This window comes from Stutzerimonas chloritidismutans, assembly GCF_051486945.1.
Taxonomy (GTDB): domain Bacteria; phylum Pseudomonadota; class Gammaproteobacteria; order Pseudomonadales; family Pseudomonadaceae; genus Stutzerimonas; species Stutzerimonas chloritidismutans_B.
Window position 1 is genome coordinate 215,454 of the sequence record NZ_JAHVDX010000003.1, and the last position, 26,083, is coordinate 241,536.

Sequence of the window (26,083 nt, forward strand, 5' to 3'; positions counted from 1 at the left end):
GCCTGGGCCGCCCGTTCGGTGTCACAGCGCTATCAGCTTCCGTTGGCGATGCCCACCAGCGGATCGCTGATACCCATCACATAGAAGCCGATCAGGCCGATGGTGCCGGCCAGTACGAGGTAGTACAGCGTCGGCAACATGGTCTTGCGAAGCGTGATGCCTTCGCGGCCGAGCAAGCCGACCGTGGCCGACGCCGCAACCACGTTGTGAATCGCGATCATGTTGCCCGCGGCAGCACCCACTGACTGCAGCGCCACCATCAACGCGCCGGAGATGCCGAGCAGCCCCGCCGTGTTGAACTGGAACTGCGACAACATCAGGTTGGAGACGGTGTTGGAGCCGGCAATGAACGCACCCAGCGCACCGACGGCCGGCGCGAAGAACGGGTAGACACTTCCAACGCTGTTCGCGACCAGCTGCGCCATCGCCACCGGCATCGAAACCAGGTCCGACCCGTTAACGCCGGAGTTGATCAGAATCCGCACCATCGGAATGGTGAAGATGAGCACGAAGCCCGCACCCAGCAGCGTCTTGCTCGATTCGGAGATCGCCGCGCCCAGCTGAGCGGCCTTCATCCGATGCAGGAAGAAGGTCACCAGAACCACCATGCAGAGGATTCCACCCGGTAGATAGAGCGGCTCCAGGGTTCCGGAGACGCCCGTTTCACCGAGGATGTCCTTCCAGCCGAAGCTGACCGACATCAGTGCAGCCTTCACACCGGGGAACACACGCGAGATTACGAGGAAGGCCGCCAGCAGCAAGTACGGCGCCCAGGCCATCGGCACGGAGATCGGCGTGCGTCCGGCGACGTCCTCGATCTTCATCTCGATCTTGCCCATCCACTCCACCGGCCACTCGCTGGCCGGGGCGAAATCCCAGCTGGACTTGGGCAGCAGGAAGCCCGCCTTGGCCGCCGGCACCACGATGGCGAGGCCAATCAGCGCACCGATCATCGAAGGGAATTCCGGCCCGAGGAACACGCCAGCCGCCGCATAGGGAATCACGAACGCCAGCCCGGTGAAGATGGCGAACGGTGCCATTGCGAGGCCTTCGCTCCAGGAGCGGTTACGGCCGAAGAAGCGGGTCATGATGCAGATCATGATCAGCGGCATGAGGATGCCGCACAGCGCATGGATGATCGCCACGCGGGAGAAGATCAGGTGGAAGAACACCTCCCAGCTGCTGCCCGCGGCTGTGAGCTGGCCGCCTAGCGTGGCTTGGTCGAGGCCACCGGCAACACCCACCAGAATCGGCGTTCCCACCGCACCGAACGACACGGGCGTGGATTGCACCATCATGCCGAGCACGACCGCGGTCAGCGCCGGGAAGCCCAGTGCCACGAGCAGCGGCGCCGCGACGGCGGCCGGCGTACCGAAGCCCGACGCCCCTTCGATGAAGCAGCCGAACAGCCAAGCCACGATCAGCACCTGAACGCGCTTGTCGGGGCTGACGTTGGCGAAGCCCCGGCGAATGGATGCGATCCCCCCGGAATGCTTGAGCGTGTTGAGCAACAGGATGGCGCCGAAGATGATCCAGAGGATCGCGGCGGTAAGAATCAGACCTTGCAGCGTGGAAGCCAGGACCCGGTTGAAGGTCATGTCCCAGGCCAGGAGGCCGATCAACGCAGTGAGCACGAAAACCAGCGGCATTGCGTACTTGGCCGGCCAGCGAAAGCCGATCAGCAGTACCCCCGCCAGCACCAGCGGCACGAAGGCCAGTATGGACAGCAGTGTCTGACTCATTGTTGGGTTCCTTGTTTTTTGTTGTGAACCACTTCTATCCGGGAAAGCCCGGTCCCACGCATGGCTGAAATGAACGTGTCACCTCAGTCCGAGCGACTGACCAACAGGTCATGTTGGCCGGCCCCTCTTGCTCGAAAGCCCCGAGCGCTGAAAGGCGCCCGGGGCTCGTCAAATCACGTCGGTGATCAACAAATGCTGACCGCCGACTGTCCGGCTGATAACGCTCAACCGGCCTGCTGCTTGAAGCGCTGACGCCAGGCATGCAGCAGCGGCTCTGTGTAGCCGCTCGGCTGCTCGCGACCCTTGAACACCAGATCACAGGCCGCCTGGAACGCTGCTGACTGAGAATAGTTGCCCGCCATCGGACGGTAGGCCGGATCGCCCGCGTTCTGCTGGTCGACCACCTTGGCCATGCGCTCCAGCGTTTCGCGAACCTGCGCCTCGTCGACCACGCCATGACGCAGCCAGTTGGCCAGGTGCTGGCTGGAGATACGCAGCGTGGCGCGGTCCTCCATAAGGCCGACGTCATGGATGTCTGGCACCTTGGAGCAACCGACGCCCTGTTCGACCCAGCGCACTACGTAGCCGAGGATGCCCTGGCAGTTGTTGTCCAGCTCCTGCTGGATCTCCGCGGCCGACCAGTTGCGCTCCGGCGCGACCGGGATGGTCAGCAGGTCATTAGTCAGCTTGTCGCGCTCGGCGGCCAGATCGATCTTCTCCAGCTCGGCCTGGACCGCCTGGACGTCGACCTGGTGGTAATGCAGCGCATGCAGCGTGGCGCCAGTCGGTGATGGTACCCAGGCGGTGTTGGCGCCGGCCTTGGGGTGGGCGATCTTCTGCTCGAGCATGGCGGCCATCAGGTCCGGCATGGCCCACATGCCCTTGCCGATCTGCGCCTTGCCCCGCAGGCCGCAATTCAGGCCGACCAGCACGTTGTTGCGCTCGTAGGCCTGGATCCAGGCGGTACCTTTCATGTCGCCCTTACGCAGCACGGCGCCGGCTTCCATGATGCTGTGCATCTCATCGCCGGTACGGTCGAGGAAGCCGGTGTTGATGAAGGCCACGCGGTTCTTCGCTGCGCCGATGCAGGCCTTGAGGTTGACGCTGGTGCGGCGCTCCTCGTCCATGATGCCGACCTTGAGCGTATAACGCGGCAGGCCGATCAGGTCTTCGACGCGACCGAACAGCTCGTCGGCGAAGGCGACCTCGGCCGGTCCGTGCATTTTCGGTTTGACGATGTACATCGAGCCGGTGCGCGAGTTGCCCTTGCGCTGCTGATCGTGCAGAGCGATCAGGCTGGTGACCACGCCGTCCATGATGCCCTCGGGAATCTCGTGGCCTTCGCCGTCGATGATCGCCGGGTTGGTCATCAGGTGACCAACGTTGCGGATGAACAGCAGCGAACGGCCGTGCAGCTTCAGGTTGGAGCCGTCGGCGGCGGTGTATTCACGATCGGCGTTAAGGCGACGGGTGATACGCTTGCCGCCCTTCTCCAGGTCTTCGACCAGATCGCCCTTCATCAGGCCCAGCCAGTTGCGGTAGACCAGCACCTTGTCGTCGGCATCGACCGCGGCGGTGGAATCCTCGCAGTCCATGATGGTGGTGACGGCGGCCTCCATCAGCAGATCCTTCACGCCGGCAGCGTCGGTCTGGCCGATCGGGCTGTTCGGATCGATCTGGATCTCGACGTGCAGGCCGTTGTTCTTCAGCAGGATCGCAGTCGGCTCGACAGCTTCGCCCTGATAGCCCACGAATTTCTCGGGCTGCTTGAGCTCGGTAACGCTGCCGTTTTCCAGCGTGACCTTGAGCGCGCCGTCCTGCACCCGGTAGCTGACCGAGTCTGCGTGGCTGCCTTCAGCCAATGGGGCGGCCTGATCGAGGAAGTTGCGCGCGAAGGCGATGACCTTGGCGCCGCGCACTTCGTTGTAGCCCGGCCCCTTCTGTGCGCCGTTCTCTTCGCTGATGGCGTCGGTGCCGTAGAGCGCGTCATACAGCGAGCCCCAGCGGGCGTTGGCAGCATTCAGCGCGTAACGCGCATTGCCGATCGGCACGACGAGCTGCGGGCCGGCCTGAGTGGCGATCTCGCTGTCGACGTTGCTGGTGCTGATCTTCACCTCGCCCGGCTCGGGCTGCAGGTAGCCGATGGATTCGAGGAAGCGGCGGTAAGCCGGCATGTCGCTGATCGGGCCGGGATTGCTGCGATGCCAGTTGTCCAGCTCGACCTGCAGGCGGTCGCGCTCGGCCAGCAGGGCGCGGTTCTTCGGTGCCAGGTCGTGAACCAACTGATCGAAGCCCTTCCAGAAGGCTTCTACCTCAACGCCGGTGCCCGGCAGAACTTCGTCTTCGATAAAGCGTTGCAGGTTGGCCGCGACTTGGAGCCGGCCCAGGGTTACGCGCTCGGTCATGCTGTTGTTCTCCTTTTCCGAATCAGTTGGCGACAGCGGCAACGCCGGCCTTGGCGATCTGGGCATCCTGGGCGGCCGTCACGCCGGAGACGCCGACCGAACCGATCACCTGCCCGTCGACGATCACCGGCACGCCACCTTCCAGCGAGCAGACCACCGGGGCGGACAGGAAAGCGTTGCGCCCGCCGTTGACCATGTCTTCGTAGCCCTTGGTTTCGCGACGCCCCACCGCGGCGCTGCGCGCCTTTTCGGTGGCGATGTAGGAGGCGATCGGCGCACAGCCGTCCAGACGTTCCAGCGCCAGCGGGTGGCCGCCGTCGTCGGCGACCACGATGGTCACGGCCCAGCCGTTGTTCTGCGCTTCGCTGCGCGCGGCGGCCAGGATGGCGGTCACTTCGGTCTGGGTCAGCATGGCTTTGGTTTTCATGTTTTCTCCTGTCGATTCGAGGTGCGTCACGGCGCGTACTTGTGTTGCAGCGAGCCTGCTCGCTATTGATGCATCGTTTAACTGCGGTCCTTGCTCCGGTAAGCGTGGAGTCCATGCTCCAGAGCCGCTCCGGTGTGCGGCCTGGCACTCGGTGTGGGCCGCTTTCCCCTCACCCTAACCCTCTCCCCAGCGGGGAGAGGGGATGGTTGCGCCGTGCTGTGGCCAGCACCACGCCGAATTCGCGCACGCGCCGCCTTGCTCCCTCGCCCCTCTGGGGAGAGGGCCGGGGTGAGGGGTGGTCGGGTCACCCCATCGCCTCCTCGACGATCTCGATCCAGTGCCGCACCGGCGTGCGGCCGGCACCGTCGAGGTGTGTCTGGCAACCGATGTTGGCGGTGACGATCACTTCCGGCTGGCCGCTTTCCAGCGCATTGAGCTTGTTGTCGCGCAACTGGTGGGAGATCTCCGGTTGGGTGATCGAATAGCTGCCCGCCGATCCGCAGCACAGATGCGCATCCGGCACCGCGGTGAGGTGGAAGCCGAGCCGGGTGAGCACGTCTTCGACCGCGCCGCCGAGCTTCTGTGCGTGCTGCAGGGTGCAGGGGCAATGAAAGGCCATGCGCTTGTCGGTCTCGACCTTCAGGCGCTCAAGCTCGGCGCTGCGCATCACCTCCACCAGATCCTTGGCCAGCGCGCTGACCCGCGCGGCCTTGGTCGCATAGGCCGGGTCGTTCCGTAGTAAATGACCGTAGTCCTTGATGAAGGCGCCGCAACCGCTGGCCGTCTGAACGATGGCTTCAGCACCGCCTTCGATGGCCGGCCACCAGGCTTCGATGTTGCGCCGTGCACGGTCCAGGCCTGCTTCCTGCGCATTCAGGTGATAGTCCACCGCGCCGCAGCAGCCCGCTTCGCGCGCAGTCGTCACGCTGATACCCAGGCGATCGAGCACCCGCGCGGTGGCGGCATTGGTGTTGGGCGACAGGCTCGGCTGCACGCAGCCTTCGAGAATCAATACGCGGCGGGCATGCAGCACCTGGGGGCGCGGCTTGGCCGGAGTGACCTTGCGCGGCATGTGCGCCTTGAGTGTCGCGGGCATCAACGGACGCAGCGCGTTACCGGTGCTGAGCAGACTTTTGAACAAGCCCGGACGTGGGATCACCGTGCGCAGGCCGGTGCGCAACAGACGCTCACGCGCCGAGCGCGGCACCTGCTGCTCCATGAAGTCGCGACCGATATCCAGCAGATTGTGATACTGCACGCCAGAGGGGCAGGTGGTTTCACAGTTACGGCAGGTCAGGCAGCGATCCAGGTGAGTCTGGGTGGCCTCGGTAACCTCACCGCCTTCGAGCATCTGCTTCATCAAATAGATGCGCCCGCGCGGGCCATCCAGCTCGTCTCCGAGCAGCTGGTAGGTCGGGCAAGTAGCGTTGCAGAAACCGCAATGCACGCAGGAGCGCAGGATGCTCTCGGCTTCCTCGGCGCGCGGCAGCTTCTTCGCGGCTTCACTCAGATTGGTTTGCATGGTCAGACCTCGGAATACATACGGCCGGGGTTGAAGATCCCCTGCGGGTCCAGCGCGGCTTTCAGCTGGCGGTGATAGCGCAGCAACGGCTCGGCCAAAGGCTGAAACGGACTCGCCGTGGCGCCAGCGGTGAAACAGGTGGCATGACCGCCTACTTCACTGACGATGGCGCGAATGATCTGTGCGTCGGCATCGGATTTCAGCCAACGCTGGGCGCCGGCCCAGTCGATCAGCTGCTCACCAGGCAACGCCAGCTCCGGGGTATCGGTGGGCAACGAGAGGCGCCACAGCGGGCGCGCGTCGCTGAAGAAGCCCAGGCGCTGTTCGCGCAGGTCGTTCCAATAGCCGGCCTCCAGCGTCTCGCCACCGATACGGTCGCAGGCGGCATTGACCGAACCTTCGCCGCCTTCCAGGCGCAGATGCAGCGCCTGGCCGTCATGGCTCGCCGCGGTGATTGGTACGGGTTGCTGACCCCATTCGGCCAGCTTGAGCAGCGCGCGATCGACCGGCATGTCCACCCGCAAGCTGCGCGAAAGGCGCGGCTTGGGCAGTACCTTGAGCGAGACTTCGGTGAGCAGGCCGAGGCAGCCGAAGCTGCCGGCCATCAGGCGCGACAGGTCGTAGCCAGCGACGTTTTTCATCACCTCGCCGCCGAAACGCAGGTGCTTGCCGTGGCCGGTGATGACCCGCGAGCCCAGCACGAAGTCGCGCACCGAGCCACTCCAGGGGCGCCGCGGGCCGGACAGGCCGGTCGCGATCATGCCGCCCACGGTGGCACCTTCGCCCAGGTGCGGTGGCTCGCAGGGCAGCATCTGGTTGGCCTCGTCGAGCGCGGCCTCCAGCTCAGCCAGCGGGGTGCCGGCGCGAACGCTGATCACCAACTCGGTCGGGTCATAGCTGACGATGCCGCGATGGGCACGGGTGTCGAGCGGCGTGCCCTGGACTTCACGACCGAGAAACGCCTTGCTGCCACCGCCCTGAATACGCAGCGGGGTGTTGCTGGCCAACGCCTGGTTGACGTGGTCGAGCAGCTGCTGGCTGTCGTCGAAGGAAACCGTCATCAGAAGCGCTCCAGTTCAGGGAAGGGCAACTGCCCGCCATGGACGTGCATGCCGCCGAATTCGGCGCAGCGGTGCAGCGTCGGGATGTTCTTGCCGGGGTTGAGCAGGCCGCTGGGGTCGAAGGCCGCCTTCACGGCATGGAACAGGGTCAGCTCGTCGGCGTTGAACTGCGAACACATCTGGTTGATCTTTTCGCGGCCGACGCCGTGCTCGCCGGTAATCGAACCACCGACCTTGACGCAGAGCTCGAGAATCTTGCCGCCCAGCGCCTCGGCGCGTTCCAGCTCGCCTTCGGTGTTGGCATCGAAGAGGATCAACGGGTGCATGTTGCCGTCACCGGCATGGAATACGTTGGCGACGCGCAGGCCGTACTCGTCCGACAGGTCACTGATGCCCTTGAGCACGCCAGGCAGCTCGCGGCGTGGAATGGTGCCGTCCATGCAGTAGTAGTCCGGCGAGATGCGCCCGACCGCCGGGAAGGCGTTCTTGCGACCGGCCCAGAACTTGACGCGCTCGGCCTCGTCCTTTGCCAGCCGTACCTCGGTGGCGCCGGCCAGCTTGAGCACTTCGCCCACGCGGGCGCAGTCGTCGTGCACGTCCGCTTCGACTCCGTCCAGCTCGCAGAGCAGGATCGCCTCGGCGTCCACCGGGTAGCCGGCACGGATGAAGTCTTCGGCGGCGCGGATCGACAGGTTGTCCATCATTTCCAGGCCGCCGGGGATGATGCCGGCAGCGATGATGTCGCCCACGGCGCGGCCAGCCTTTTCCACCGAGTCGAACGCCGCCAGCAGCACCTTGGCCACCTGCGGCTTGGGCAGCAGTTTGACCGTCACCTCGGTGACGATGCCGAGCATGCCTTCGGAACCGGTGAACAGCGCCAGCAGGTCGAAGCCCGGCGAATCCAGGGCATCGGAGCCAAGCACCATGCGCTCGCCATCGACGGTGAGAATGTCCACCTTGAGCAGGTTATGTACGGTCAGCCCGTATTTCAGGCAGTGCACGCCGCCGGCGTTCTCAGCGACGTTGCCGCCAATGGAGCAAGCGATCTGCGAGGATGGATCGGGCGCGTAGTACAAATCATAGGGCGCCGCCGCCTGTGAGATCGCCAGGTTGCGTACGCCGGGCTGAACGCGGGCGAAACGACCGGCCGGGTCGACTTCGAGAATCTTGTTGAAGCGCGCCATCACCAGAAGGATGCCCTGCTCCAGCGGCAACGCGCCGCCGGAAAGTCCGGTCCCTGCGCCACGCGCCACCACCGGCACGCCACGCTTGTGGGCAATCTTCAGCAGGGTTTCGACCTGTTCGACGCGCTCCGGCAACACCACCAGCATCGGCGTGGTGCGGTAAGCGGACAGGCCGTCGCACTCGTAGGGCTTGAGGTCTTCGCCTCGATGGAGGATGTCCATGCCCGGCAGCTGCGCCTGCAACTCGGCCAGCAAGGCGGCCTTGTCGACCTTGGGCAGCTCACCGTCGACGCGTTCGTCGTAGAGGATATTCATGGCAGTCGGTGCTCTTGATGATTCACCGCGCGCACGGCCCGCTGCGGTGGTTTGTCGCATCATTAGCCCGACAGTTCTCATCCGTCCATATTGGAAACCACTGGTCCTACCAGTTTCTTTCGTAAGCCTTTCAATCTCTGGATCAGTAATTGCCGCAGATCAAGCGTTTCAGCGCTGGATGCGGTGATTGAGTTAAGATCCGACCCAACTGGTCCTACCAGTCTCGGAGACTTTGATGTTGAGTGAGAATAAGGGTGAACGGCGCCAATTGGCGGATGTGGTCGCCGAGCGCATCGAGCGCCTGATCGTCGACGGCGTACTCAAGGTCGGCCAGGCGCTGCCGTCGGAACGGCGCCTGTGCGAGAAGCTCGGCATCTCGCGTTCCGCCCTGCGCGAAGGGCTGCGCGTGCTGCGCGGCCGCGGCATCATCGAGACCGCGCAGGGACGCGGCTCGCACGTGGCGAAGCTCTCCGGCGAGCAGGATGCCAGTCCGCTGATGCACCTGTTCAATTCGCAGCCGCGCACGCTCTACGACTTGCTCGAAGTGCGCGCCCTGCTCGAAGGCGAATCGGCCAGGCTGGCCGCGCTGCGCGGCACCGAGGCCGACTTCATCCTGCTGCGCCGACGTTATGAAGAAATGCTCGCCGCGCATACCGCCGAAGAGGCCGACCCGCGTGAGCATGCGCGCCTCGACCATGCCTTCCACCTAGCCGTCAGCGAGGCCTCGCACAACCCGGTGCTGGTGCACACGCTGCAGTCGCTGACCGACCTAATGCTCTCCACCGTTTTCGCCTCGGTAAACAACCTCTACCACCGGCCCATGCAGAAACGGCAGATCGATCGCCAGCACTCACGGCTGTTTCACGCCATTACCGAACGCCTGCCAGACCAGGCTCAGCGCGCGGCCCGCGACCATATCCACAGCATTCGTGACAACCTCAAAGAGATCGAACAGGAAGAGCAGCGACTGGTGCGCGCGACGATGCGGCTGGAGGGGTGGGCATAAGGGAGGCTGCTGTCGCCGGTGACCGATCCAAGCGGGCACCAACCCTCATGCTAGACTCGCCGCTTCTTTTCGTTGCTCGAAACCGCTCGTGTCCGATTACCACGCCTGGTTGCCCGCCGACCGCCGCCCCACCCCACTGCCTGCAGACTTGCATGACTGGCTCTACACCGATCGTGGCTCACTGACGCGCCGCCTTACTGTGCAGGCCGGAGGAGCATTCAGTGTGGTGCCTATTGATGAGGGCTGGCGTGTACTGCGCAGCGATGAATGTGCCGCGCTAGGCGTGGCCGAGGGGAGCGAGGGCTGGGTGCGTGAGGTCTATCTATGCGGCCACGAGCAGCCGTGGGTATTCGCTCGCAGTGTTGCGGCGCGCAGTGCGCTGATGCGTTCCGAGCTGGATCTACCGCATCTGGGTAGCCGCTCGCTCGGCGAACTGCTGTTCAGCGACCCAGCGTTCACCCGCGGCCCGCTGGAAGCCCGCCACTACCCAACCGATTGGCTGCCCGAGCCGATCCGCCAAGGCGGCCTTTGGGCGCGCCGCTCCTGCTTCAGCCAGGGCACGCTGCGTGTGTTGGTGGCCGAAGTGTTCCTGCCCGAGCTGTGGCGCGCGGCACGGATCGACGGTTGAACAGCGCCCAGACTGCCAACACGCCAACCCACACGGAGACCTGCTGATGTTCCAGAAGCTTCTGCAATCGAGCAATCGCCTGCATCCGCGCGCCTGGGACTTCATCCAGCTGATGCGCCTGGACCGCCCCATCGGAACCTACCTGCTGTTGTGGCCGACACTCTGGGCGCTGTGGATCGCTGGCGAAGGCTCGCCGAGCGTGAAGAACATCGTCATCTTCGTGCTGGGCGTCATCCTCATGCGCGCCGCCGGCTGCGTGATCAACGACTTTGCCGACCGCAACTTCGACGGCCACGTCTCGCGCACCAAGGGCCGCCCGCTGGCCACCGGCAAAGTCACCCCGAAGGAAGCCTGGATACTGTTCGCCGTCCTTGTCGCGCTGAGCTTCGGCCTGGTGCTGCTGACGAACGCCATGACCGTCTGGCTGTCGTTCGGCGCATTGGGCGTCGCCGCGCTCTACCCGTTCATGAAGCGCTACACCTACTACCCACAGGTCGTACTCGGCGCGGCCTTTTCGTGGGGCATGCTGATGGCCTTCACCGCCGAACGCGGCGAATTGCCGCCCGAAGCCTGGCTGTTGTTTATCGCCAATGTCGTCTGGACGGTCGGCTACGACACCTACTACGCCATGGCCGACCGCGAAGACGACCTCAAAATCGGCATCCGCTCCACCGCCATTCTGTTCGGCGACGCCGACCGGGTCATCATCGCCACCCTGCAGGGCATGGCGCTGCTGTGCCTGATCCTCGCCGGCGTGCGCTTCGAGCTTGGCCAGTGGTTCCATCTGGGCCTGTTCATCGCCGCGTGCTGCTTCGTCTGGGAATTCTGGAAAACCCGCTCCCGCCAGCCACAGGTCTGCTTCAAGGCTTTTCTGCACAACCACTGGGCGGGGCTCGCGATCCTGGCGGGGATCATCCTCGATTACGCTAATCGATCATAAAAAGCCCGTCGCGGCGTGCCGGGACGGGCTGCGGTTTGGTGACAATGCTCAGCCGTTCACCACGCGCGCGCCGGCTTCTGCGGTCTGGCCGTCTTGGGTCGGATGCATGCCGGACACACCGATCGCGCCAATCAGCTTTCCGTTTTCAATCAGCGGGACGCCACCATCCATGAGGATGGCGTTGTGCATCGACAGCAGCCGCAAGGTAGCCCCGCCAGTCGCAAGCGTTTCCTCGAAGCCTTTGGTGGTGCGCTTGAAGGCCGCTGCCGTGGCAGCCTTGCGCTGCGCCACTTCGACACTCCCGTGCGCGGCGTGGTCCATCCGCAGCAGCAACACGAGATGCCCGCCTGCGTCCGTCACAGCGATGACCATTGCCCAACCGTTTGCCTGTGCATGAGCGCGCGCAGCCTCAGCAACGCGGCTGGCTGCCTCCAGACTGATCGGCGGCCCATAGGCCAACGGAGGAGCTACAACCTGAGTAGTCATGCTGCGCTCCTCAAGGCATCGCCTGGCCGCCGTTGACGTCCAGTGTCTGGCCTGTGATGTAACCGCTGCAGGCATGCGAAGCGAGGAACAGATAAGCCGGGGCCATTTCTTCGGATGTGCCGAAACGGCCGAGCGGAATGGTGGTGTTGACCTGCGCCCTTGCAGCGTCGTCTTTGTCGGCATGGAAGGCAGTGTCGACGGTCCCGGGCGCTACGACATTGAAGCGGATGTTGTCACCGGCGAACTCGCGCACCCAGTTGCGCTGCACGTTATGCAGCCAGGCCTTGGCCGCCGCGTAGAGGCTAGCGCCCGGACCACCGCCGTTGTAGGCAGCGATCGAGCCCGTGGTGATGACAGAGGCGCTCTGCCCGCTGGCCTTCGTCGACGCTCGCAGGTGCGGGATCGCTTCTCGCGTCACCAGCAACGCCGAGCGCAGGTTCACGTCGACCATCGCGTCGAAGAAGGCATCATCAATTTTCTCAAGCCCACGCCGTTCCAGCAGCGCACCCGCGTTATTGACGAGCACATCAAGGCCACCAAAGCGCTCGACGAAGGCCGCAACGGTGTCGATGCAGTCCTGGCTGCGGCTCAGGTCGCCTGCGAAGAAAGCCGCTTCGCCGCCATTGGAAGACAATTCGGTTAGCAGTGAGTCGAGGTTTGCCGGCTGGTTGCGCGCGGTGATGCCGACATGCGCACCGAGCGCGGCGAACGCCTTGGCGGTCGCCAGACCGATGCCCATGGTGGCACCGGTGATCAGGATACGTTTGCCCTTGAGGTCGTTGAAATACATTGGAGACTCCTTAGTCAGTCAGTGCGGGACGGGGAACACGGTGCTCGCGCCAGAGGCGCAGCAGCGGTGGAATCAGCCAGACCGCCAGCGTGGTGAGCGCAAGCACCAGCGAAACGGGCCGTTCAATGAAGGCAACAAAGCTGCCGTTCGAGCGCATCATCGAGGTCACGAAGGTCTCCTCGAGCAGAGGCCCAAGCACGATTCCGAGAATCATCGGAGCCAGCGGGAAGTCGTTTTCCTCGAGGAGGAAACCGAGCACGCCGAACACGAGAATGGTCACTACGGCGAACAGACTGTTTTCGACGGCATAGGCACCGACCATCGCAAACAGCAGAATCGAGGGCATGAGGACGCCCTGCGGTATACGGAGCACCTGTTTGAATAGACGTACCGCAATGAAACCAAACGGGATCAGCAGCAGGTTGGCCAACAGGAACGCCACGAACACCGCATTGATCATCCCCGCGTTGTCCGTGAATATCGTCGGCCCGGGGTTCAGGCCCTTCATGAGCAACACGCCGATGACGATGGCGGTAAGCGAATCACCCGGAATACCGAACACGGTTGCCGGGATGAAGCTGCCGCCGACCGCGGCGTTGTTGGCGGCAGTCGCCGGTGCAATCTGTGAGACCGCGTCGTCGTCCTGCTCAGCGCCAGCTGAACCCTTACGTCGTCCCATCGCATAGGCGATGTAGGCCGCAATATCAGCTCCGGCACCCGGCAGCGCACCGATCAGCGTGCCGGTCACCGAGCCGCGAAGAATGCCGAGCTTATTGCTGAGCGCATCACGCAGAGCCCGCCAATACAATGGTTGCTGCGCAACCTGAGGCAACTCCCTTTCGCTGGCGCTGCGGGTGCAGTAGCGCAGGATTTCTGCCACTGCGAATAGACCGATGATGACCGGTATGAAGCCGAAGCCGCCAAGCAGCGCATCGCTTCCAAAGGTGAAACGGGTCTCGCCAGATACGGGGTCAATTCCGACCGCGGCCACCAACAGGCCAATCAGCAACGACACTGCACTGCGGGTGATCTGCGTGCCGCCGACCATGATTGCGGCGGTGAGGCCTAGGGTTGCCAGCCAGAAATATTCGAACGAACTGAAGTTGAGCGCAAAACGGGCCAGCAGCGGCGCACCGAACATTAGCGCCAGCACGCCAATCGCGCCGCCGATGGCCGAGGTACAGGCGCTCATCCCAAGGATGTACTCACCTCGCCCGGCCTGCGTGAAGCGGTAGGCCTGGTCGGTATAGGCAGCGGACGCCGGCGTACCAGGCATGCGCAGCAGCACAGCGGGCAAATCGCCCGCGAAAATGGCCATTGCAGCCATCGTCACGATGCCGGCAATCGCGGGGACCGGGTCCATGAAGAAGGTAATGGGCACCATGAGGGCCACCGCAAGCGTCGCGGTCAGGCCAGGTATCGCGCCGACCATCAGGCCGTACAGCGCAGCCACGACCATGACGGCCAGCACCTTGAAAGTGAACACCTGGCCAAAGGCATCGAACATTACGTCCATGTCAAAGCCCTCCGAGGCTGGCCAGCAAGCCTTGCGGCAAGGGCACGCCCATGACCTGCTGGAAGAACACATAGAGGAAGGCGACCACACCGACGGCACTGGTCAGCGCCAGCATGGGGCGCCCCGTGAAACGTAGCGCCAGCACAGCGATCAGCAGCAAACCCGTGGGCAGAAAGCCCAACGGCTCGACCAACAATAAAAATCCCAGGAGCCCGCCGATTACCAGCGCCAGGTTGAACCAGCGTGCAGGCTCGCGACACCAGGCACACAGCCCGAGCCAGAGCGGCGCCCGTTCGGCTCGGGCCGCGGCGATTCCCTTGGCCGCTAGCGTCAGTCCGCTGAGCGCGAGTAGCGCTCCGATGATGGACGGGTAGAAGCCAGCGCCGTACTGGAAGTACGGCGACTTCTCCATGCCACTGGCCACCCCGAGCACACCGAGGCCGAGCGCCAGGCAAAGGATTCCCCAAGACAGGTCGGACAGTTTCATTGCTGCGACTCCGTGCCGGCTGCGATCACATGTCCATCTTGGCGAACAGCGCCTGGACGTCACCTGTGTGCTGCTTCAGGTACTCGGCGAACGCCTCGGAGTCTCGCCACTGCGGGTTGAAGCCCCTTGCCTTCATGTCGGCCTGCCATTCGGGATTGGCGTAGATTTCCTTCATCGCCGCTTCGAGCTTAGCGCGCACGTCATCAGGCAACCCGGCCGGGGCTACCAGACCGCGGAAGGAGCCGAGCTCCATCTCCAATCCCGTGGCTTCCTTTAACGACGGTACTTCCGGAAAGTTTTCCTGCCGATCAGGCCCGAACACCGCCAGGCTGCGTACGGTGCCGGTCTTAAGCATGGCATCGGCCTCAGGCAGTGAGCTTGGAACGAAGTCCACTCCACCCGCGGCGAGATCCTGCATGGCGGCGGCCGCCCCTTGCCCCGGAATCATGCGTACCTTGGCCATATCCACACCCCAGCGGTCTAGCAGCGTAGCCACCGCGACCGGCCAAGAGCCGCCGCAGCCACCCGCGCAAGCGATGGTGTATTTGCCTGGCTCGGCCTTGATGGCATCCAATGCTTGGTTAACCGTTTTGAACGGTGAATCGGTACGAACCTGGAATCCCGCCGGATCGAAGTTGTACTGAGCGATGGGGGTGAAATCCGTTAGCTCGAAGTCGGCCTGCCCCATTTCCTTGTAATGCGCGTAATTGAACAGCACGCCAAGGGTATAGCCGTCCGGCTTCGAATTGACGATGCGGTTGATTCCAACGACACCGCCGCCCTGGCCAAGGTTGAGCACATTGAACTGCTGGCCAAACTCGTCCTTAAGGTATTTGGCGAGAATGCGCGCGGTGCCGTCAGAGCCGCCGCCGGCACCGGCCGGGACAACGATTGTAACGGGACGAGTCGGCCACTCAGCGGCCATCGCCGGCATGGCGCTCAGACCCAACAGCAGCGCCATGGCCCGGCAACCTTTACGAACCCAATGCGGGGTAGTCTTAGACATTTCAGCTCTCCTTTTATTGTTGTTGAGTACAGCTGCACGGCCTCACCGGCCTTTTAGTTGCTCCGCTCGATTACTAGCCGCTCCCAGGCCGCCACATACGCAGCAGCGTTTTCTGCGACCTCACCGACTTCAAGGCCCGGCTTGTATAAAGCCGAGCCCAAACCGAAACCTGTAGCACCCGCTTCAACGTAAGCGCCCATGTTTTGCGGCGTAATTCCACCGACCGGGACGAGCGGGCAATCCTTCGGGAAAACGGCCCGCCAGGCTTTCACCACAGCAGGACCGCATTGCTCAGCGGGAAACAGCTTGAGCAACTGAGCCCCGGCTTCTAGCGCAGCGAACCCTTCAGTGGGGGTTGCAACGCCAGGCGCGCTGACCAAACCACCCGCGCGGCTGGCTCGGATGACGGCTGGGTTCATGTTTGGTGACACGACGAGCCGACCACCAACTGCCGCTACCGCTTCCACCTGAGCTACATCCAGCACCGTACCGGCTCCAATAAGGCACTCGGAGCCGAGGTCAGTGATAAGCCTCGAGATGCTGACCGCCGCTTCCGGAGAATTCAGAGGGATCTCGATCAGACGGAAACCTGCGTCATGAAGCGCTCGCCCAACCGGAACGACTTCATCGGGTGTAACGCCTCGCAGAATGGCAATGAGCGGTAAGCGATCCATATAGGCGTCAAACACCTTGCACCCCCTTTGCGTCAACCAGCCCGGCTGCCTCAGCGATCTGCCAGAGACCAGCCGTGCCAGGGTTCTTGATGGGTTCAGCCGTCTGGACATCAAAGAACTCCATGGCCAGGCGATAGCGCGCGCATAGCGATGGATCCCCCAGCAACACCGGTACGGACGCAGACGCTATTCCACCAAGCGCACTGCGCAATTCCTCTCCGATCAGCAGGCCGGATAGGTACTCGAGGCTTTGGTTAGGTTCGAGTTCGTTACAGAGCACCAGGCTGCGCACGCCAAAGAGGCGATCAGCAATCCCGCGATAACCGCTATCACGAGCGGTCTGCACGCCGCGAGCGAAGGTGTCGGCATCGCTGATCGCTCCCGCCTCAAGCGCCGGACGCCCCAGAATTGAGTGGTCCCGCAACACGGCGAAGAGCTCACCGGTCATGAAGGTGGAAAACGCCTGAAGCCGTCCGTCACGAACCTCGACCCATTTGCTGTGAGTGCCAGGTAATAACAGCAACGCGTCGTCAGCCAGTTCAGGTTTGAGCGCTATGGCGCCGACGATTTGTGTCTCCTCACCCCGCAACACGTTGGGCCGGCTGCCGAGTTGCCGGACGCCTGGCACCAGGTGCAAGCGGCCAACGCCGGTTTCGAGGCAGACCATTGCCGCAGCAAGCGCCGAGGCATCTGCCGGGCAATCCATGTACGGCACCTCGCACCAACCCTGGCGGCTGCCGATCATGCCGGATGCGATCGCAGGCAAGCCGGGCCATTGAGCTAGCCAATCTTCCAGCAGTAGCCGGTAGGCGCGGGCAAAATCGCGGTCAGGGGTGTATTGGATCCCCCAGGGTTGCGCCCGAGAGTCGAGCAACGACGCGTCTTGGCCGAGCAGGTAGGCCCGTAAAGACGAAGTTCCCCAGTCAATCCCGATCAGACATGGCTCGCTCATCGCCCCCTCCAACCCAGCTCAGCGGAAACGTCCGCAGCGCAGCGAATCACAAGCGGGCGCAGCTCCTCCAGACGGCTTTCCGGCATATAGGGAATGGCGCTAGCGACACTCAGTGCAGCGACGATCTCGCCGCCTGCGTCTCGTACCGGAGCCGCGACGCAACGTACGCCCAGCTCGTTTTCTTCGAGGTCGAAGCTGAACCCGCCAGCGGCGTATTCAGCCATCTGGGTGTGGTACTCGTGCCAAGGCGTAAATTCTTCACGAAGGCCGCTCTGACCAGCGCGACGCTGCAGACCCTCGTCGTAAAGCATTCGCCATTCCGTCGCAGGCAGATCGAGCATCAGCGACTTGCCGATCCCCGTCAGCGCGAGCGGCATACGCAAACCAATACGAGAGCGCATCTCAAGGCCACGAGTGCTCGCCAGCTTGTCGATATAGAGGACGTCACCACTCTCACGCACACCGAGATGAATGGTGTCCTGCGTCAGGTCCGCAAGCCGCTGCAGATGGGGTCGCGCTAGGTTGATGAGCGGCATTTCGGCGCGAGCTTTGTAGCCGAGCTCGATCAGCCGTGGGCCAAGGCGATAGCCCTGGGCCTCGCTGCGCAAGTAATCCGCCTGAACCAGTGCGGCCACCAGTCGGTGAGTTGTGCTGCGCGTACAGCCAATAGCGCTGCCGATCGCTGCCAGCGAATCCGCTCCTTGAGAAACCGCGTCGATAACGGCCAAACCTCGGAAAAGTGCCTGAGCACCGAGGGGAGCTTCTTTGTTTTTATCTTGGGTCATGAGCATCTCCTACGACCCGTACGATAGGCCGTAATCTTCCTCGTCTCAATATGCGAGTTACACTCCCACATTCTGGGACAAAAACAACGCATGCTCATTTGTCACATCGTTGCAACATTTCCGTTATCTAATGCCGAGCGACAAGAAACGGACTGAGAGCGGACATGAACGGCAAATGCATTTTGATCGTCGATGACGAAGCGCCGATTCGCGAGATGATCGTCGTGGCGCTGGAGATGGCCGGCTACGAGTGCCTGGAAGCGGAAAATACGCAGCAGGCCCACGCGCTGATCATTGATCGTCAGCCCGACCTGATCCTTCTCGACTGGATGCTGCCTGGCACTTCCGGCATCGAGCTGGCAAGGCGCTTGAAGCGTGACGAGATGACGGCCGGCACGCCCATCATCATGCTCACCGCCAAGGATGCCGAGGACAACAAGATCCAGGGCCTGGAGGTCGGTGCCGACGACTACATCACCAAGCCCTTCTCGCCACGTGAATTGGTGGCACGTCTGAAAGCTGTGCTCCGCCGCGCGGCGCCGGCTGACAACGAAACGCCCATCGAAATTGGTGGGCTGCTGCTCGACCCCATCAGCCATCGCGTGACCATCGACGGGACGCCGGCCGACATGGGCCCTACCGAGTATCGGCTGCTGCAATTCTTCATGACCCACCAAGAGCGCGCCTACACCCGCGGGCAACTGCTCGACCAGGTCTGGGGCGGCAACGTCTATGTCGAGGAGCGCACAGTCGACGTGCACATCCGGCGCTTGCGCAAGGCGCTTGGCGAAACCTATGAGAACCTGGTGCAGACTGTGCGCGGCACCGGCTACCGGTTCTCCACCAAGAGCTGAACAAGCCGCAACCGCCAGGTGTCAGTGGGCGTTCATAGTGATTTCCGGTCGGCCACGGGCTGCCTCGAGGAGCGTTAGCGGTGAATCAAGACTGGCAAGGCGCCATGGTGCGCCGCCTGCTTCTGATACTGGCAGGATGCCTGCTGATCGGCCTGATCACGGGTGAATACGCCTGGGCCCTGGTGGCTGGCCTGGGCAGTTACCTCGGCTGGACGCTCTACCAGGCGCGCCGGCTGCTGATCTGGCTCGCCAGCGAACCGGCCGACCAGCCGCCGCCCGACAGCCATGGGCTGTGGGGCGAGATCTTCGATAGCCTCTACAAGCTTCAGCGCCGTGACCTGCGCCTGCGTGGCCAGCTGCAGTCAGTGATCGACCGTGTGCAAGGCTCGACCACCGCGCTGCGCGATGCGGTCATCATGCTCGACAGCGATAGCAACCTGGAATGGTGGAACCCCGCCGCCGAGCGCCTGCTGGGGCTCAAGAAGCCGCAGGATACCGGGCACCCAGTGACCAACCTGGTCCGCCACCCGCGATTCAAGGAATATTTTGACAGCGGCCGCCATGACGAGCCGCTGGAATTGTCTTCGCCGGTCAACGACCGCCTCTGGCTGCAGATCACCATCACCCGCTACGGCAACAGCGAGCACTTGATGGTCGCGCGTGACATCACCCGCCTCCATCAACTGGAGCAGATGCGCAAGGACTTCGTCGCCAACGTGTCACACGAGCTGCGCACGCCGCTGACTGTGATCGCCGGCTATCTGGAAACGATGCTCGAACACAGCGACGAAATGCCGCCGCGCTGGTCGCGGGCGCTCAATCAGATGAATCAGCAGGCCGGGCGCATGCAGCACCTGATCTCCGATCTGTTGCTGCTGGCCAAGCTCGAAGCCACCAGTTCACTGACCACGACACAGCCAATCGACGTCACCGCGTTGCTGCAGTCGATCAAGGGCGATGCGCAGGCGCTGTCAGGCGAACACAACCACCGGATCAGCCTCGAAGCCGACCCGACTCTGCTGCTCAAGGGCGCCGAGTCCGAGCTGCGCAGTGCCTTTTCCAATCTGGTCTTCAACGCCGTGAAATACACCCCGGATGGCGGCGAAGTGCATATTCGCTGGTGGTGCAATGAGCATGGCGCTCATCTGTCGGTCCAGGATTCAGGCATCGGCATAGAGGCCAAGCACTTGCCACGCCTGACCGAGCGCTTCTATCGGGTCGATTCCAGCCGCGCCAGCCGCACCGGCGGCACCGGCCTCGGACTGGCGATCGTCAAACACGTGCTGCTGCGTCACCAGGGCCGGCTCGACGTCAACAGCACCCTTGGCAAGGGCAGCACGTTCACATGCCACTTCCCGCTGTCCCAGGCCACGGTGCGCTAGGGCAGTACGACCAATCGGCGCCGGCATTTGCCATCGCCTTGAAATAACCCCGACCCGGCCTCATCCTTGGGGCCGTCTTCGACTACCCGACGCCTCAATGGACCCTTCCCCCGCGTTATCTCAAAGCTACGCCGCTTCTTCCTACTTCGCCGATGTCGGCATGATTCTCTTCGCTCTCTTCCTGGTGCTACTCAACGGTTTCTTCGTGGCCGCCGAGTTCGCCATGGTCAAGCTCCGCGCGACCAAGGTGGAGGCCATCGCCAAGCAGCACGGCTGGCGGGGGCGCATCCTGCGCACCGTGCACGAGCAGCTCGACGCCTACCTCTCGGCTTGCCAGCTCGGTATTACCCTGGCCTCGCTGGGCCTCGGCTGGGTGGGCGAGCCGGCCTTCGCGCACCTGCTCGAGCCGGTGTTGGCGGCTGCGGGCGTGCAATCAGAAGCCATCGTCCATGCCGTGGCCTTCTTCACCGCGTTCTTCATCATTTCCTACCTGCACATCGTCGTTGGCGAACTGGCACCTAAATCGTGGGCGATTCGCAAGCCGGAGCTGCTGTCGCTGTGGACGGCGGTGCCGCTGTACCTGTTCTACTGGGTGATGTACCCAGCCATCTACCTGCTCAACGCCAGCGCCAACGCCATCCTGCGCATCGCAGGCCAGGGCGAGCCCGACAGCCACCACGAGCACCACTACAGCCGCGAGGAGTTGAAGCTGATCCTGCATTCCAACCGCGCGCTCGACCCGGGCAATAGCCATATTCAGGTGCTGGCCTCGGCGGTGGAGATGAGCGAACTGGAAGTGGTCGACTGGGCCAACTCACGCGAGGACCTGCTGCAACTCGACCACGACGCCAGCCTGGCGGAGATCCTCGAACTGGTGCGCCGACACAAGTACAGCCGCTATCCGGTTTATGACGCCGAACAAGGTGAGTACATCGGCCTGCTGCACATCAAGGACCTGCTGCTGGCCCTGGCCGGGGACCCGCAACTCGCCGAGCATTTCGATCTCGACCATCTGCTGCGCCCAATGGAGCGCGTGTCCAAGCACATGCCGCTGAGCGAACTGCTCGACCAGTTCCGCCAGGGCGGCGCTCACTTCGTGTTGGTCGAAGAAGGCGACCACAAGGTCATCGGCTTCCTGACCATGGAAGACGTGCTGGAGGTGCTGGTCGGCGACATTCAGGATGAACACCGCAAGACCGAGCGCGGCATCCTCGCCTACCAGCCCGGCAAGTTGCTGGTCCGCGGCGACACGCCCCTATTCAAGCTCGAACGCCTGCTCGACCTGGACCTCGATCATATCGAGGCCGAGACGCTCGCGGGCCTCGTCTACGAAAGCCTCAAGCGCGTGCCGGAGGAGAACGAAGTCATGCAGGTCGAGGGCCTGCAGATCGTGATCAAGAAGATGCGCGGACCGAAGATCGTGCTGGCCAAGGTGTTGAAGCAATAAGCGCCAGCTGGTGCAAATCGAGGGTGAGGATCACCCTCAATCGCCACCAACCGCGAAGTTCGGCAGGCTGTTTACCGGCTGGGCGAAGTCGAAGGGGATCGACTCGACAGCCAGGCCGACGTTGCGCTGAACCACAAAGTGCAGGTGCGGGCCGGTGCTGTTACCGGTGTTGCCGGAGCGCGCCAGCAGGCTGCCCGTCTCGATACGTTGCCCTTCGCGGACGCTGACCGAACCCTGCATCAGGTGCAGGTAGACGCCCATGGTGCCGTCGTCATGCAGCACGCGGACGAAGTTGCCGGCGGGGTTGTTACCACGACCGCTTTGGGCGTTCTCGACCTTGACCACCATCCCGCCGCGCGCCGCGACGATAGGCGTACCTTCGGGCATGGCGATGTCGGCCGCGTAGCGGCCTTTCGGAGTGAAGTGGCTGTACTTGCCGTTGGCGCCCTGGGTCAGGCGGAACGGGCCGCCACGCCAGGGCAGCGGGTACTTGTAAGGCTTGGGCAGCAGGCGCGGGTCGCCAAGGGCGTGGCGCAGCTTCGGGGTGTATCGGAGCGGCTTGGAGGGGTCCAGCGGGGCCAGTGTCGCCAGGCGGATCTGGCTGCGCGGCGGCAGCACCCAGCGGATCGGCTTGTCCGGCGCGCCGACGGCATTCTGCACACCGCTTAGCTTGAGCTCGATGTCGACCGGGGCAAAGAGGTCGTTGCGCACCATCAGCGTCTCGCCCGCGGCGTGCTTGCGCGTTTCCAGCTTCACCTGGTTGTCGAGCTTCTCGACCATGCGGTCGCTGAAGGTAAACACCTTCGCGCCCGGAGCGGCCTGGTCGCTGTAGGTGACCACGCCGTTGGCGTCGGTGTACTTGTAGATGGTCAGGGCCGAGGCGGACGTGGCCAGCCAGAACGACCCGAGAGCAAGGAGGATGCGCCCGAACATAACCGCAAACTTCATGAGTTCAGAGGCCGGCAGACTAGCAGTGCAAGCACACAGGCGCGAGTCACCGACTGTCGGCCTGTGATTTTGTTCCTCACCTGACGTCGCTTTCTGACAAGCGGCAGGCCAGGCCTGCCTTGCTGGCCTCAGGCGCCGGGCGAGAAGTGCCGCTGGGCGGTGCCGCGCGCGATCAGGCGCGACAGGTAATCGAGCTTCTGCGGGTCACGGTCGACGAAGCGGAAGGTCAGCTGCAGCCATTCGCTGTCCGGCTTGGGCTCCAGCGCGGCGACGGCATGCAGGTAGCCGTTCAGTCGCGCCACTTCCCCTCCCTCGCCCTGCTCCAGGTCGAGCACGGCACTTTCCAGTACCTGCGGCAGGGTATCGCTGCGCTTGACCACCAGCAGAGCTTCCTTGAGGCTCAGCGCCTTGATTACGCAGGCCTGAGTACCGGAGGCCAACCGCAGCTGCCCCTGCCCGCGCCCACCGCTGGCCGCGTTGGGCTTGGCGGCCGATGGCTGGACCAGCGGTGCGGCAGGCGCCGCTGCCTGGGGCGCCGGCTTGATGACCTCGGCCTTGCCGCCAGTCAGCGCGGCCAGTGAGTCGTTGGCCATGCCGGTGACAACGTTCTTCACCGGCGCGCTCGCGGCCAGAGCGTCGAGCTTGCCGGCACGCGCCAGGGCCTTGCGCACCTTGGTGGTCAATTGTTCGTTGGAGAAGGGCTTGCCGATGAAGTCCGACACGCCGGACTGGATCGCCTGCACCACGTTCTCCTTGTCGCCCCGGCTGGTCACCATGATGAAGGGCACGGTCTTCAGGCGCTCCTGTGCACGGCACCAGGTGAGCAGCTCGAGGCCGGACATCTCCGGCATTTCCCAGTCGCAGAGGATCAGGTCGAAGCGTTCGCGGTCGAGCATTTGCTGGGCCTTGCGCCCATTGACGGCGTCCTCGATGTTGATGCCTGGAAACTGGCTGCGCAGCCCCTTCTTCACGAGATCGCGAATGAAGGGCGCGTCATCCACCACCAGCACGTTGACCTTGCTCATTGATAGCTCCTGACTGTCTGGTCGCCAGCATAGCGGCAGCGGCGCGATTAAAAAAAGCGCAGGTGATCGGCCAATCCGGTTTTTTACTGCCTCAGATCACAGCGCTCATCCCGGCGGTTTGCATGCTAGGCGGCACGACACGCCATCTAACGGCGCGCATACTGCCCGCTCGCTACCAACCTGAGGCCCGCCATGCATTCGCTACTCGTTGCGCACGACCTGAGCCCCGAGGCCGACCTGGCGCTGATGCGCGGTGCGGCCCTGGCACGCCTGCACGGCCTGCGCCTGGACGTCGTGCACGTGCTCGACGAGGACGCCGGGGACGACCAGGCGCAGCAGGCCCACGACGCGCTTGAAGGCCAGCTCGACACGCTTGGCCTCGGCGAGGTGCAGCCCTGGATACGTCGAGGGCGCGTGGTGGAGGCGATCCTCACCCAGGCGACAGGACTGCAGGCCGGCCTGCTGGTGCTCGGACGCCACCACCGGCATTCGCCCAGCGGCTTCGCTGGCACCACGCTCGAGCGCATCCTGCTGGCCTGCCCAATGCCCGTGCTGCTCGTTGTCGACACTCCGCAGCCATACACCCGCGCGTTGGCCGCACTGGACTTTTCACGCTGCGCCAGCCGTGCCCTGCATAGCGCCTGGCAGCTGATGGCTCCGAGCGGCGAGCTGACCGCGCTGAACATCCATGAAGTGGCCGAAGTGCTCGGTGCCGACCCGGCGGACTTGGCGTTGCAGCAGGAATTGTTCGACCAGTTGCTTGCCGACCTGCGCCACGAATTGCCGGCCAATGGCGCCCGCCTCGTCAGCTGCCTGCGCCAAGGCGAGCGCAGCCTGCGGCTGGATGCCGCCATCGCCGAATTCCGTCCTCAGCTGTTGGCGTTGGGCGGGCACAGCCGAGGCGAGATCAGCGACGCGCTGCTCGGCAGCCTGACCCGGGCGTACCTCGACCAACCTCCGTGCGACGTGCTCATCGCACGCTAAGGCCGGATCTCGCAGCCCCTCGGCCGGTTGCGCATGGCCAAACCCCTGCTAGGGTTAGTTCAACAATAAGAATTAGATGAACGCCCCATGCCCCCCAAGCGATCGATACGCCCAGTCCGGCCCCTAACGCCCCGCGTCGGCGCGATGCCGTTCCGCTTTGATCGCCTGGCCATTACAGCCCCTTCCCATTTCATTCGCACCGGGTTACCCGACCCGATCCGTTCCGTCCCCCTCGATAACCGCGGCCGCCCGCCGCGGGCGAACTGCCCGCGTCGTGCTGGCGGTCGACACCTGCAAGGAGATAGGCGATGAAGCGTCTGGCAATTGCAACGGCAGTACTGAGCGCAGCGACGGCGATACCCGCGTCAGCCGCGGAGATATCCGACGGCAAGGTGAAGATCGGTATCCTCAACGACCAATCGGGCGTGTATGCCGACTTCGGCGGCAAATGGTCCTACGAGGCGGCGAAGATGGCGGCCGAGGACTTCGGTGGCAAGGTGCAGGGCGCGCCGATCGAGATTGTCACGGCCGACCACCAGAACAAGCCGGACATCGCCTCGAACATCGCGCGGCAATGGTATGACCGAGAGCAGGTCGATTCGATCATGGAGCTGACCACCTCCTCCGTGGCGCTGGCCGTGCAGGGCATTTCGAAGGACAAGAAAAAAATCGATCTGGTGACGGGCGCGGCCACCACCGAACTGACCGGCAAACAATGCTCGCCCTACGGATTCCACTGGGCTTATGACACCCATGCACTCGCTGTCGGCACCGGTGGCGCACTGGTATCGCAGGGCGGTGACAGCTGGTACTTCCTCACCGCCGACTACGCCTTCGGCTATTCGCTTGAAGAGCAAACCAGCGAGTTCGTCAAAGCCAAAGGCGGCGAAATCAAGGGCTCGGTGCGCCATCCGCTGGCAACCAACGATTACTCGTCCTTCCTGCTGCAGGCGCAATCCTCTGGCGCGGAAGTGATCGGACTGGCTAATGCCGGCCTGGACACCGCCAATGCCATCAAACAGGCGGCGGAATTCGGCATCGTCGCCAGCGGCCAACGCCTGGCCGCGTTGCTGTTCACCCTGTCTGAGGTCCATGGGTTGGGCCTGGAAGCGGCCCAGGGCCTGACGCTGACCGAAAGCTATTACTGGGACCGTGACGACAAGTCCCGCGAATTTGCCAAGCGCTTCTTCGAGCGCACCGGGCGGATGCCGAACATGGTTCATGCCGGCACCTATTCCGGCGTCATGCAGTATCTCAAGGCGATCGACAAGGTGGGCACCGACGAAACCGAGGCCGTCGCCAAGGCCATGCACGAGATGCCGGTGGACGACATGTTCGCGCGCAATGCCAAGGTCGGCGCCAACGGCCGCCTCATCAGCGATGTGTATCTGATGGAAGTGAAGAAGCCGGACGAGAGCAAGGAGCCGTGGGACTACTACAAGGTGCTCGCCACCGTGCCCGGCGCCGAAGCCTACATCGACCCCGCCAAGAGCGGCTGTGACCTGGCGAAGTGACCG

The 26,083-nt window shown here is 63.7% G+C and carries 24 protein-coding genes; 8 read left to right on the plus strand and 16 right to left on the minus strand.

Going from position 1 to position 26,083, the window contains the following annotated elements; all coding sequences use genetic code 11:
* Positions 1–32: 32 nt before the first annotated feature.
* From KXR72_RS13055 to glcD, 6 genes are all read right to left on the minus strand, one after another.
* The gene (locus KXR72_RS13055) at positions 33–1,742 is read right to left on the minus strand and encodes an L-lactate permease (RefSeq protein ID WP_437421523.1); all 1,710 of its coding nucleotides are present in this window, start codon (positions 1,740–1,742) and stop codon (positions 33–35) included.
* 224 nt (positions 1,743–1,966) lie between these two features.
* Positions 1,967–4,147: a malate synthase G gene (locus KXR72_RS13060; protein ID WP_437421524.1), complete on the minus strand. Its 2,181-nt coding sequence runs from the start codon at positions 4,145–4,147 to the stop codon at positions 1,967–1,969.
* A gap of 22 nt (positions 4,148–4,169) precedes the next feature.
* On the minus strand, positions 4,170–4,574 hold the full coding sequence (locus KXR72_RS13065; RefSeq protein WP_437421525.1) for a heme-binding protein: 405 nt from the start codon (positions 4,572–4,574) through the stop codon (positions 4,170–4,172).
* A gap of 304 nt (positions 4,575–4,878) precedes the next feature.
* Positions 4,879–6,096, minus strand: coding sequence for a glycolate oxidase subunit GlcF (gene glcF, locus KXR72_RS13070; RefSeq protein WP_437421526.1), 1,218 nt, complete (start codon positions 6,094–6,096; stop codon positions 4,879–4,881).
* Positions 6,097–6,098: 2 nt separating this feature from the next.
* Positions 6,099–7,157 carry a glycolate oxidase subunit GlcE gene (gene glcE / locus KXR72_RS13075; RefSeq protein ID WP_437421527.1) on the minus strand — a complete coding sequence of 353 codons (1,059 nt, stop codon included), beginning with the start codon at positions 7,155–7,157 and terminating at the stop codon, positions 6,099–6,101.
* Entirely contained in the window at positions 7,157–8,656 is a 1,500-nt protein-coding gene (glcD, locus tag KXR72_RS13080; protein WP_437421528.1) for a glycolate oxidase subunit GlcD, read from the minus strand. The genes glcE and glcD overlap by 1 nt, the downstream gene beginning before the upstream one ends.
* A gap of 235 nt (positions 8,657–8,891) precedes the next feature.
* On the opposite strand from glcD, the gene glcC reads away from it, so the two are divergent.
* The 3 genes from glcC (at position 8,892) to ubiA (ending at position 11,230) form a co-directional block, all read left to right on the plus strand.
* Complete coding sequence (gene glcC / locus KXR72_RS13085; protein ID WP_437421529.1) at positions 8,892–9,662, plus strand: transcriptional regulator GlcC; 771 nt, start codon at positions 8,892–8,894, stop codon at positions 9,660–9,662.
* Between the two features lie 88 nt (positions 9,663–9,750).
* On the plus strand, positions 9,751–10,290 hold the full coding sequence (locus tag KXR72_RS13090; protein ID WP_437421530.1) for a chorismate--pyruvate lyase family protein: 540 nt from the start codon (positions 9,751–9,753) through the stop codon (positions 10,288–10,290).
* A gap of 46 nt (positions 10,291–10,336) precedes the next feature.
* A complete protein-coding gene (ubiA, locus tag KXR72_RS13095; protein ID WP_437421531.1) occupies positions 10,337–11,230 on the plus strand; it encodes a 4-hydroxybenzoate octaprenyltransferase in 894 nt (297 codons plus the stop codon).
* A 48-nt stretch (positions 11,231–11,278) separates the two neighbouring features.
* Here the strand turns inward: ubiA and KXR72_RS13100 are convergent, their stop codons facing one another.
* Genes KXR72_RS13100 through KXR72_RS13135 form a run of 8 tightly spaced genes read right to left on the minus strand, consistent with a single transcriptional unit; the run spans position 11,279 to position 17,926 of the window.
* Positions 11,279–11,716 carry a GlcG/HbpS family heme-binding protein gene (locus KXR72_RS13100; protein ID WP_243606871.1) on the minus strand — a complete coding sequence of 146 codons (438 nt, stop codon included), beginning with the start codon at positions 11,714–11,716 and terminating at the stop codon, positions 11,279–11,281.
* A 10-nt stretch (positions 11,717–11,726) separates the two neighbouring features.
* Positions 11,727–12,506, minus strand: coding sequence for an SDR family NAD(P)-dependent oxidoreductase (locus KXR72_RS13105; RefSeq protein ID WP_243606872.1), 780 nt, complete (start codon positions 12,504–12,506; stop codon positions 11,727–11,729).
* A gap of 10 nt (positions 12,507–12,516) precedes the next feature.
* Positions 12,517–14,022 (minus strand): tripartite tricarboxylate transporter permease, encoded by a 1,506-nt coding sequence (locus tag KXR72_RS13110; protein ID WP_437421532.1) that lies wholly within the window; start codon positions 14,020–14,022, stop codon positions 12,517–12,519.
* A gap of 1 nt (position 14,023) precedes the next feature.
* Entirely contained in the window at positions 14,024–14,509 is a 486-nt protein-coding gene (locus KXR72_RS13115; RefSeq protein WP_437421533.1) for a tripartite tricarboxylate transporter TctB family protein, read from the minus strand.
* A gap of 25 nt (positions 14,510–14,534) precedes the next feature.
* Entirely contained in the window at positions 14,535–15,515 is a 981-nt protein-coding gene (locus tag KXR72_RS13120) for a Bug family tripartite tricarboxylate transporter substrate binding protein (RefSeq protein ID WP_437421534.1), read from the minus strand.
* A 53-nt stretch (positions 15,516–15,568) separates the two neighbouring features.
* The gene (locus tag KXR72_RS13125) at positions 15,569–16,189 is read right to left on the minus strand and encodes a 2-dehydro-3-deoxy-6-phosphogalactonate aldolase (protein WP_437421977.1); all 621 of its coding nucleotides are present in this window, start codon (positions 16,187–16,189) and stop codon (positions 15,569–15,571) included.
* Positions 16,190–16,196: 7 nt separating this feature from the next.
* Positions 16,197–17,141, minus strand: a complete 945-nt coding sequence (locus tag KXR72_RS13130; RefSeq protein ID WP_437421535.1) for a 2-dehydro-3-deoxygalactonokinase — start codon at positions 17,139–17,141, stop codon at positions 16,197–16,199.
* Complete coding sequence (locus KXR72_RS13135; RefSeq protein WP_437421536.1) at positions 17,138–17,926, minus strand: IclR family transcriptional regulator; 789 nt, start codon at positions 17,924–17,926, stop codon at positions 17,138–17,140. Before KXR72_RS13135 ends, KXR72_RS13130 begins: the two co-directional genes overlap by 4 nt.
* Before the next feature lie 164 nt (positions 17,927–18,090).
* Here KXR72_RS13135 and phoB point away from each other — a divergent pair, with 164 nt between their 5' ends.
* The 3 genes from phoB (at position 18,091) to KXR72_RS13150 (ending at position 21,609) form a co-directional block, all read left to right on the plus strand.
* On the plus strand, positions 18,091–18,780 hold the full coding sequence (gene phoB, locus KXR72_RS13140; protein WP_437421537.1) for a phosphate regulon transcriptional regulator PhoB: 690 nt from the start codon (positions 18,091–18,093) through the stop codon (positions 18,778–18,780).
* A gap of 80 nt (positions 18,781–18,860) precedes the next feature.
* Positions 18,861–20,162, plus strand: coding sequence for a phosphate regulon sensor histidine kinase PhoR (phoR, locus tag KXR72_RS13145; protein WP_437421538.1), 1,302 nt, complete (start codon positions 18,861–18,863; stop codon positions 20,160–20,162).
* Between the two features lie 97 nt (positions 20,163–20,259).
* Positions 20,260–21,609, plus strand: a complete 1,350-nt coding sequence (locus KXR72_RS13150) for a hemolysin family protein (protein WP_437421539.1) — start codon at positions 20,260–20,262, stop codon at positions 21,607–21,609.
* A 36-nt stretch (positions 21,610–21,645) separates the two neighbouring features.
* On the opposite strand, the gene KXR72_RS13155 is transcribed toward KXR72_RS13150, so the two are convergent.
* The gene (locus KXR72_RS13155; RefSeq protein WP_437421978.1) at positions 21,646–22,542 is read right to left on the minus strand and encodes a peptidoglycan DD-metalloendopeptidase family protein; all 897 of its coding nucleotides are present in this window, start codon (positions 22,540–22,542) and stop codon (positions 21,646–21,648) included.
* Between the two features lie 143 nt (positions 22,543–22,685).
* On the minus strand, positions 22,686–23,582 hold the full coding sequence (locus KXR72_RS13160; RefSeq protein WP_437421540.1) for a response regulator: 897 nt from the start codon (positions 23,580–23,582) through the stop codon (positions 22,686–22,688).
* Between the two features lie 192 nt (positions 23,583–23,774).
* Here KXR72_RS13160 and KXR72_RS13165 point away from each other — a divergent pair, with 192 nt between their 5' ends.
* On the plus strand, positions 23,775–24,566 hold the full coding sequence (locus KXR72_RS13165; protein ID WP_437421541.1) for a universal stress protein: 792 nt from the start codon (positions 23,775–23,777) through the stop codon (positions 24,564–24,566).
* Between the two features lie 308 nt (positions 24,567–24,874).
* Positions 24,875–26,080, plus strand: a complete 1,206-nt coding sequence (locus tag KXR72_RS13170; RefSeq protein WP_437421542.1) for an ABC transporter substrate-binding protein — start codon at positions 24,875–24,877, stop codon at positions 26,078–26,080.
* Positions 26,081–26,083 lie beyond the last annotated feature (3 nt).

Bases quoted from the DNA above. Each gene is read 5' to 3' on its own strand.
- KXR72_RS13055 (WP_437421523.1), bottom strand. From the start codon at position 1,742: ATGAGTCAGACACTGCTGTCCATACTGGCCTTCGTGCCGCTGGTGCTG.
- KXR72_RS13060 (WP_437421524.1), bottom strand. From the start codon at position 4,147: ATGACCGAGCGCGTAACCCTGGGCCGGCTCCAAGTCGCGGCCAACCTG.
- KXR72_RS13065 (WP_437421525.1), bottom strand. From the start codon at position 4,574: ATGAAAACCAAAGCCATGCTGACCCAGACCGAAGTGACCGCCATCCTG.
- glcF (WP_437421526.1), bottom strand. From the start codon at position 6,096: ATGCAAACCAATCTGAGTGAAGCCGCGAAGAAGCTGCCGCGCGCCGAG.
- glcE (WP_437421527.1), bottom strand. From the start codon at position 7,157: ATGACGGTTTCCTTCGACGACAGCCAGCAGCTGCTCGACCACGTCAAC.
- glcD (WP_437421528.1), bottom strand. From the start codon at position 8,656: ATGAATATCCTCTACGACGAACGCGTCGACGGTGAGCTGCCCAAGGTC.
- glcC (WP_437421529.1), top strand. From the start codon at position 8,892: ATGTTGAGTGAGAATAAGGGTGAACGGCGCCAATTGGCGGATGTGGTC.
- ubiA (WP_437421531.1), top strand. From the start codon at position 10,337: ATGTTCCAGAAGCTTCTGCAATCGAGCAATCGCCTGCATCCGCGCGCC.
- KXR72_RS13100 (WP_243606871.1), bottom strand. From the start codon at position 11,716: ATGACTACTCAGGTTGTAGCTCCTCCGTTGGCCTATGGGCCGCCGATC.
- KXR72_RS13105 (WP_243606872.1), bottom strand. From the start codon at position 12,506: ATGTATTTCAACGACCTCAAGGGCAAACGTATCCTGATCACCGGTGCC.
- KXR72_RS13110 (WP_437421532.1), bottom strand. From the start codon at position 14,022: ATGGACGTAATGTTCGATGCCTTTGGCCAGGTGTTCACTTTCAAGGTG.
- KXR72_RS13115 (WP_437421533.1), bottom strand. From the start codon at position 14,509: ATGAAACTGTCCGACCTGTCTTGGGGAATCCTTTGCCTGGCGCTCGGC.
- KXR72_RS13120 (WP_437421534.1), bottom strand. From the start codon at position 15,515: ATGTCTAAGACTACCCCGCATTGGGTTCGTAAAGGTTGCCGGGCCATG.
- KXR72_RS13125 (WP_437421977.1), bottom strand. From the start codon at position 16,189: ATGGATCGCTTACCGCTCATTGCCATTCTGCGAGGCGTTACACCCGAT.
- KXR72_RS13130 (WP_437421535.1), bottom strand. From the start codon at position 17,141: ATGAGCGAGCCATGTCTGATCGGGATTGACTGGGGAACTTCGTCTTTA.
- KXR72_RS13135 (WP_437421536.1), bottom strand. From the start codon at position 17,926: ATGACCCAAGATAAAAACAAAGAAGCTCCCCTCGGTGCTCAGGCACTT.
- phoB (WP_437421537.1), top strand. From the start codon at position 18,091: ATGAACGGCAAATGCATTTTGATCGTCGATGACGAAGCGCCGATTCGC.
- KXR72_RS13150 (WP_437421539.1), top strand. From the start codon at position 20,260: ATGGACCCTTCCCCCGCGTTATCTCAAAGCTACGCCGCTTCTTCCTAC.
- KXR72_RS13155 (WP_437421978.1), bottom strand. From the start codon at position 22,542: ATGTTCGGGCGCATCCTCCTTGCTCTCGGGTCGTTCTGGCTGGCCACG.
- KXR72_RS13160 (WP_437421540.1), bottom strand. From the start codon at position 23,582: ATGAGCAAGGTCAACGTGCTGGTGGTGGATGACGCGCCCTTCATTCGC.
- KXR72_RS13165 (WP_437421541.1), top strand. From the start codon at position 23,775: ATGCATTCGCTACTCGTTGCGCACGACCTGAGCCCCGAGGCCGACCTG.
- KXR72_RS13170 (WP_437421542.1), top strand. From the start codon at position 24,875: ATGAAGCGTCTGGCAATTGCAACGGCAGTACTGAGCGCAGCGACGGCG.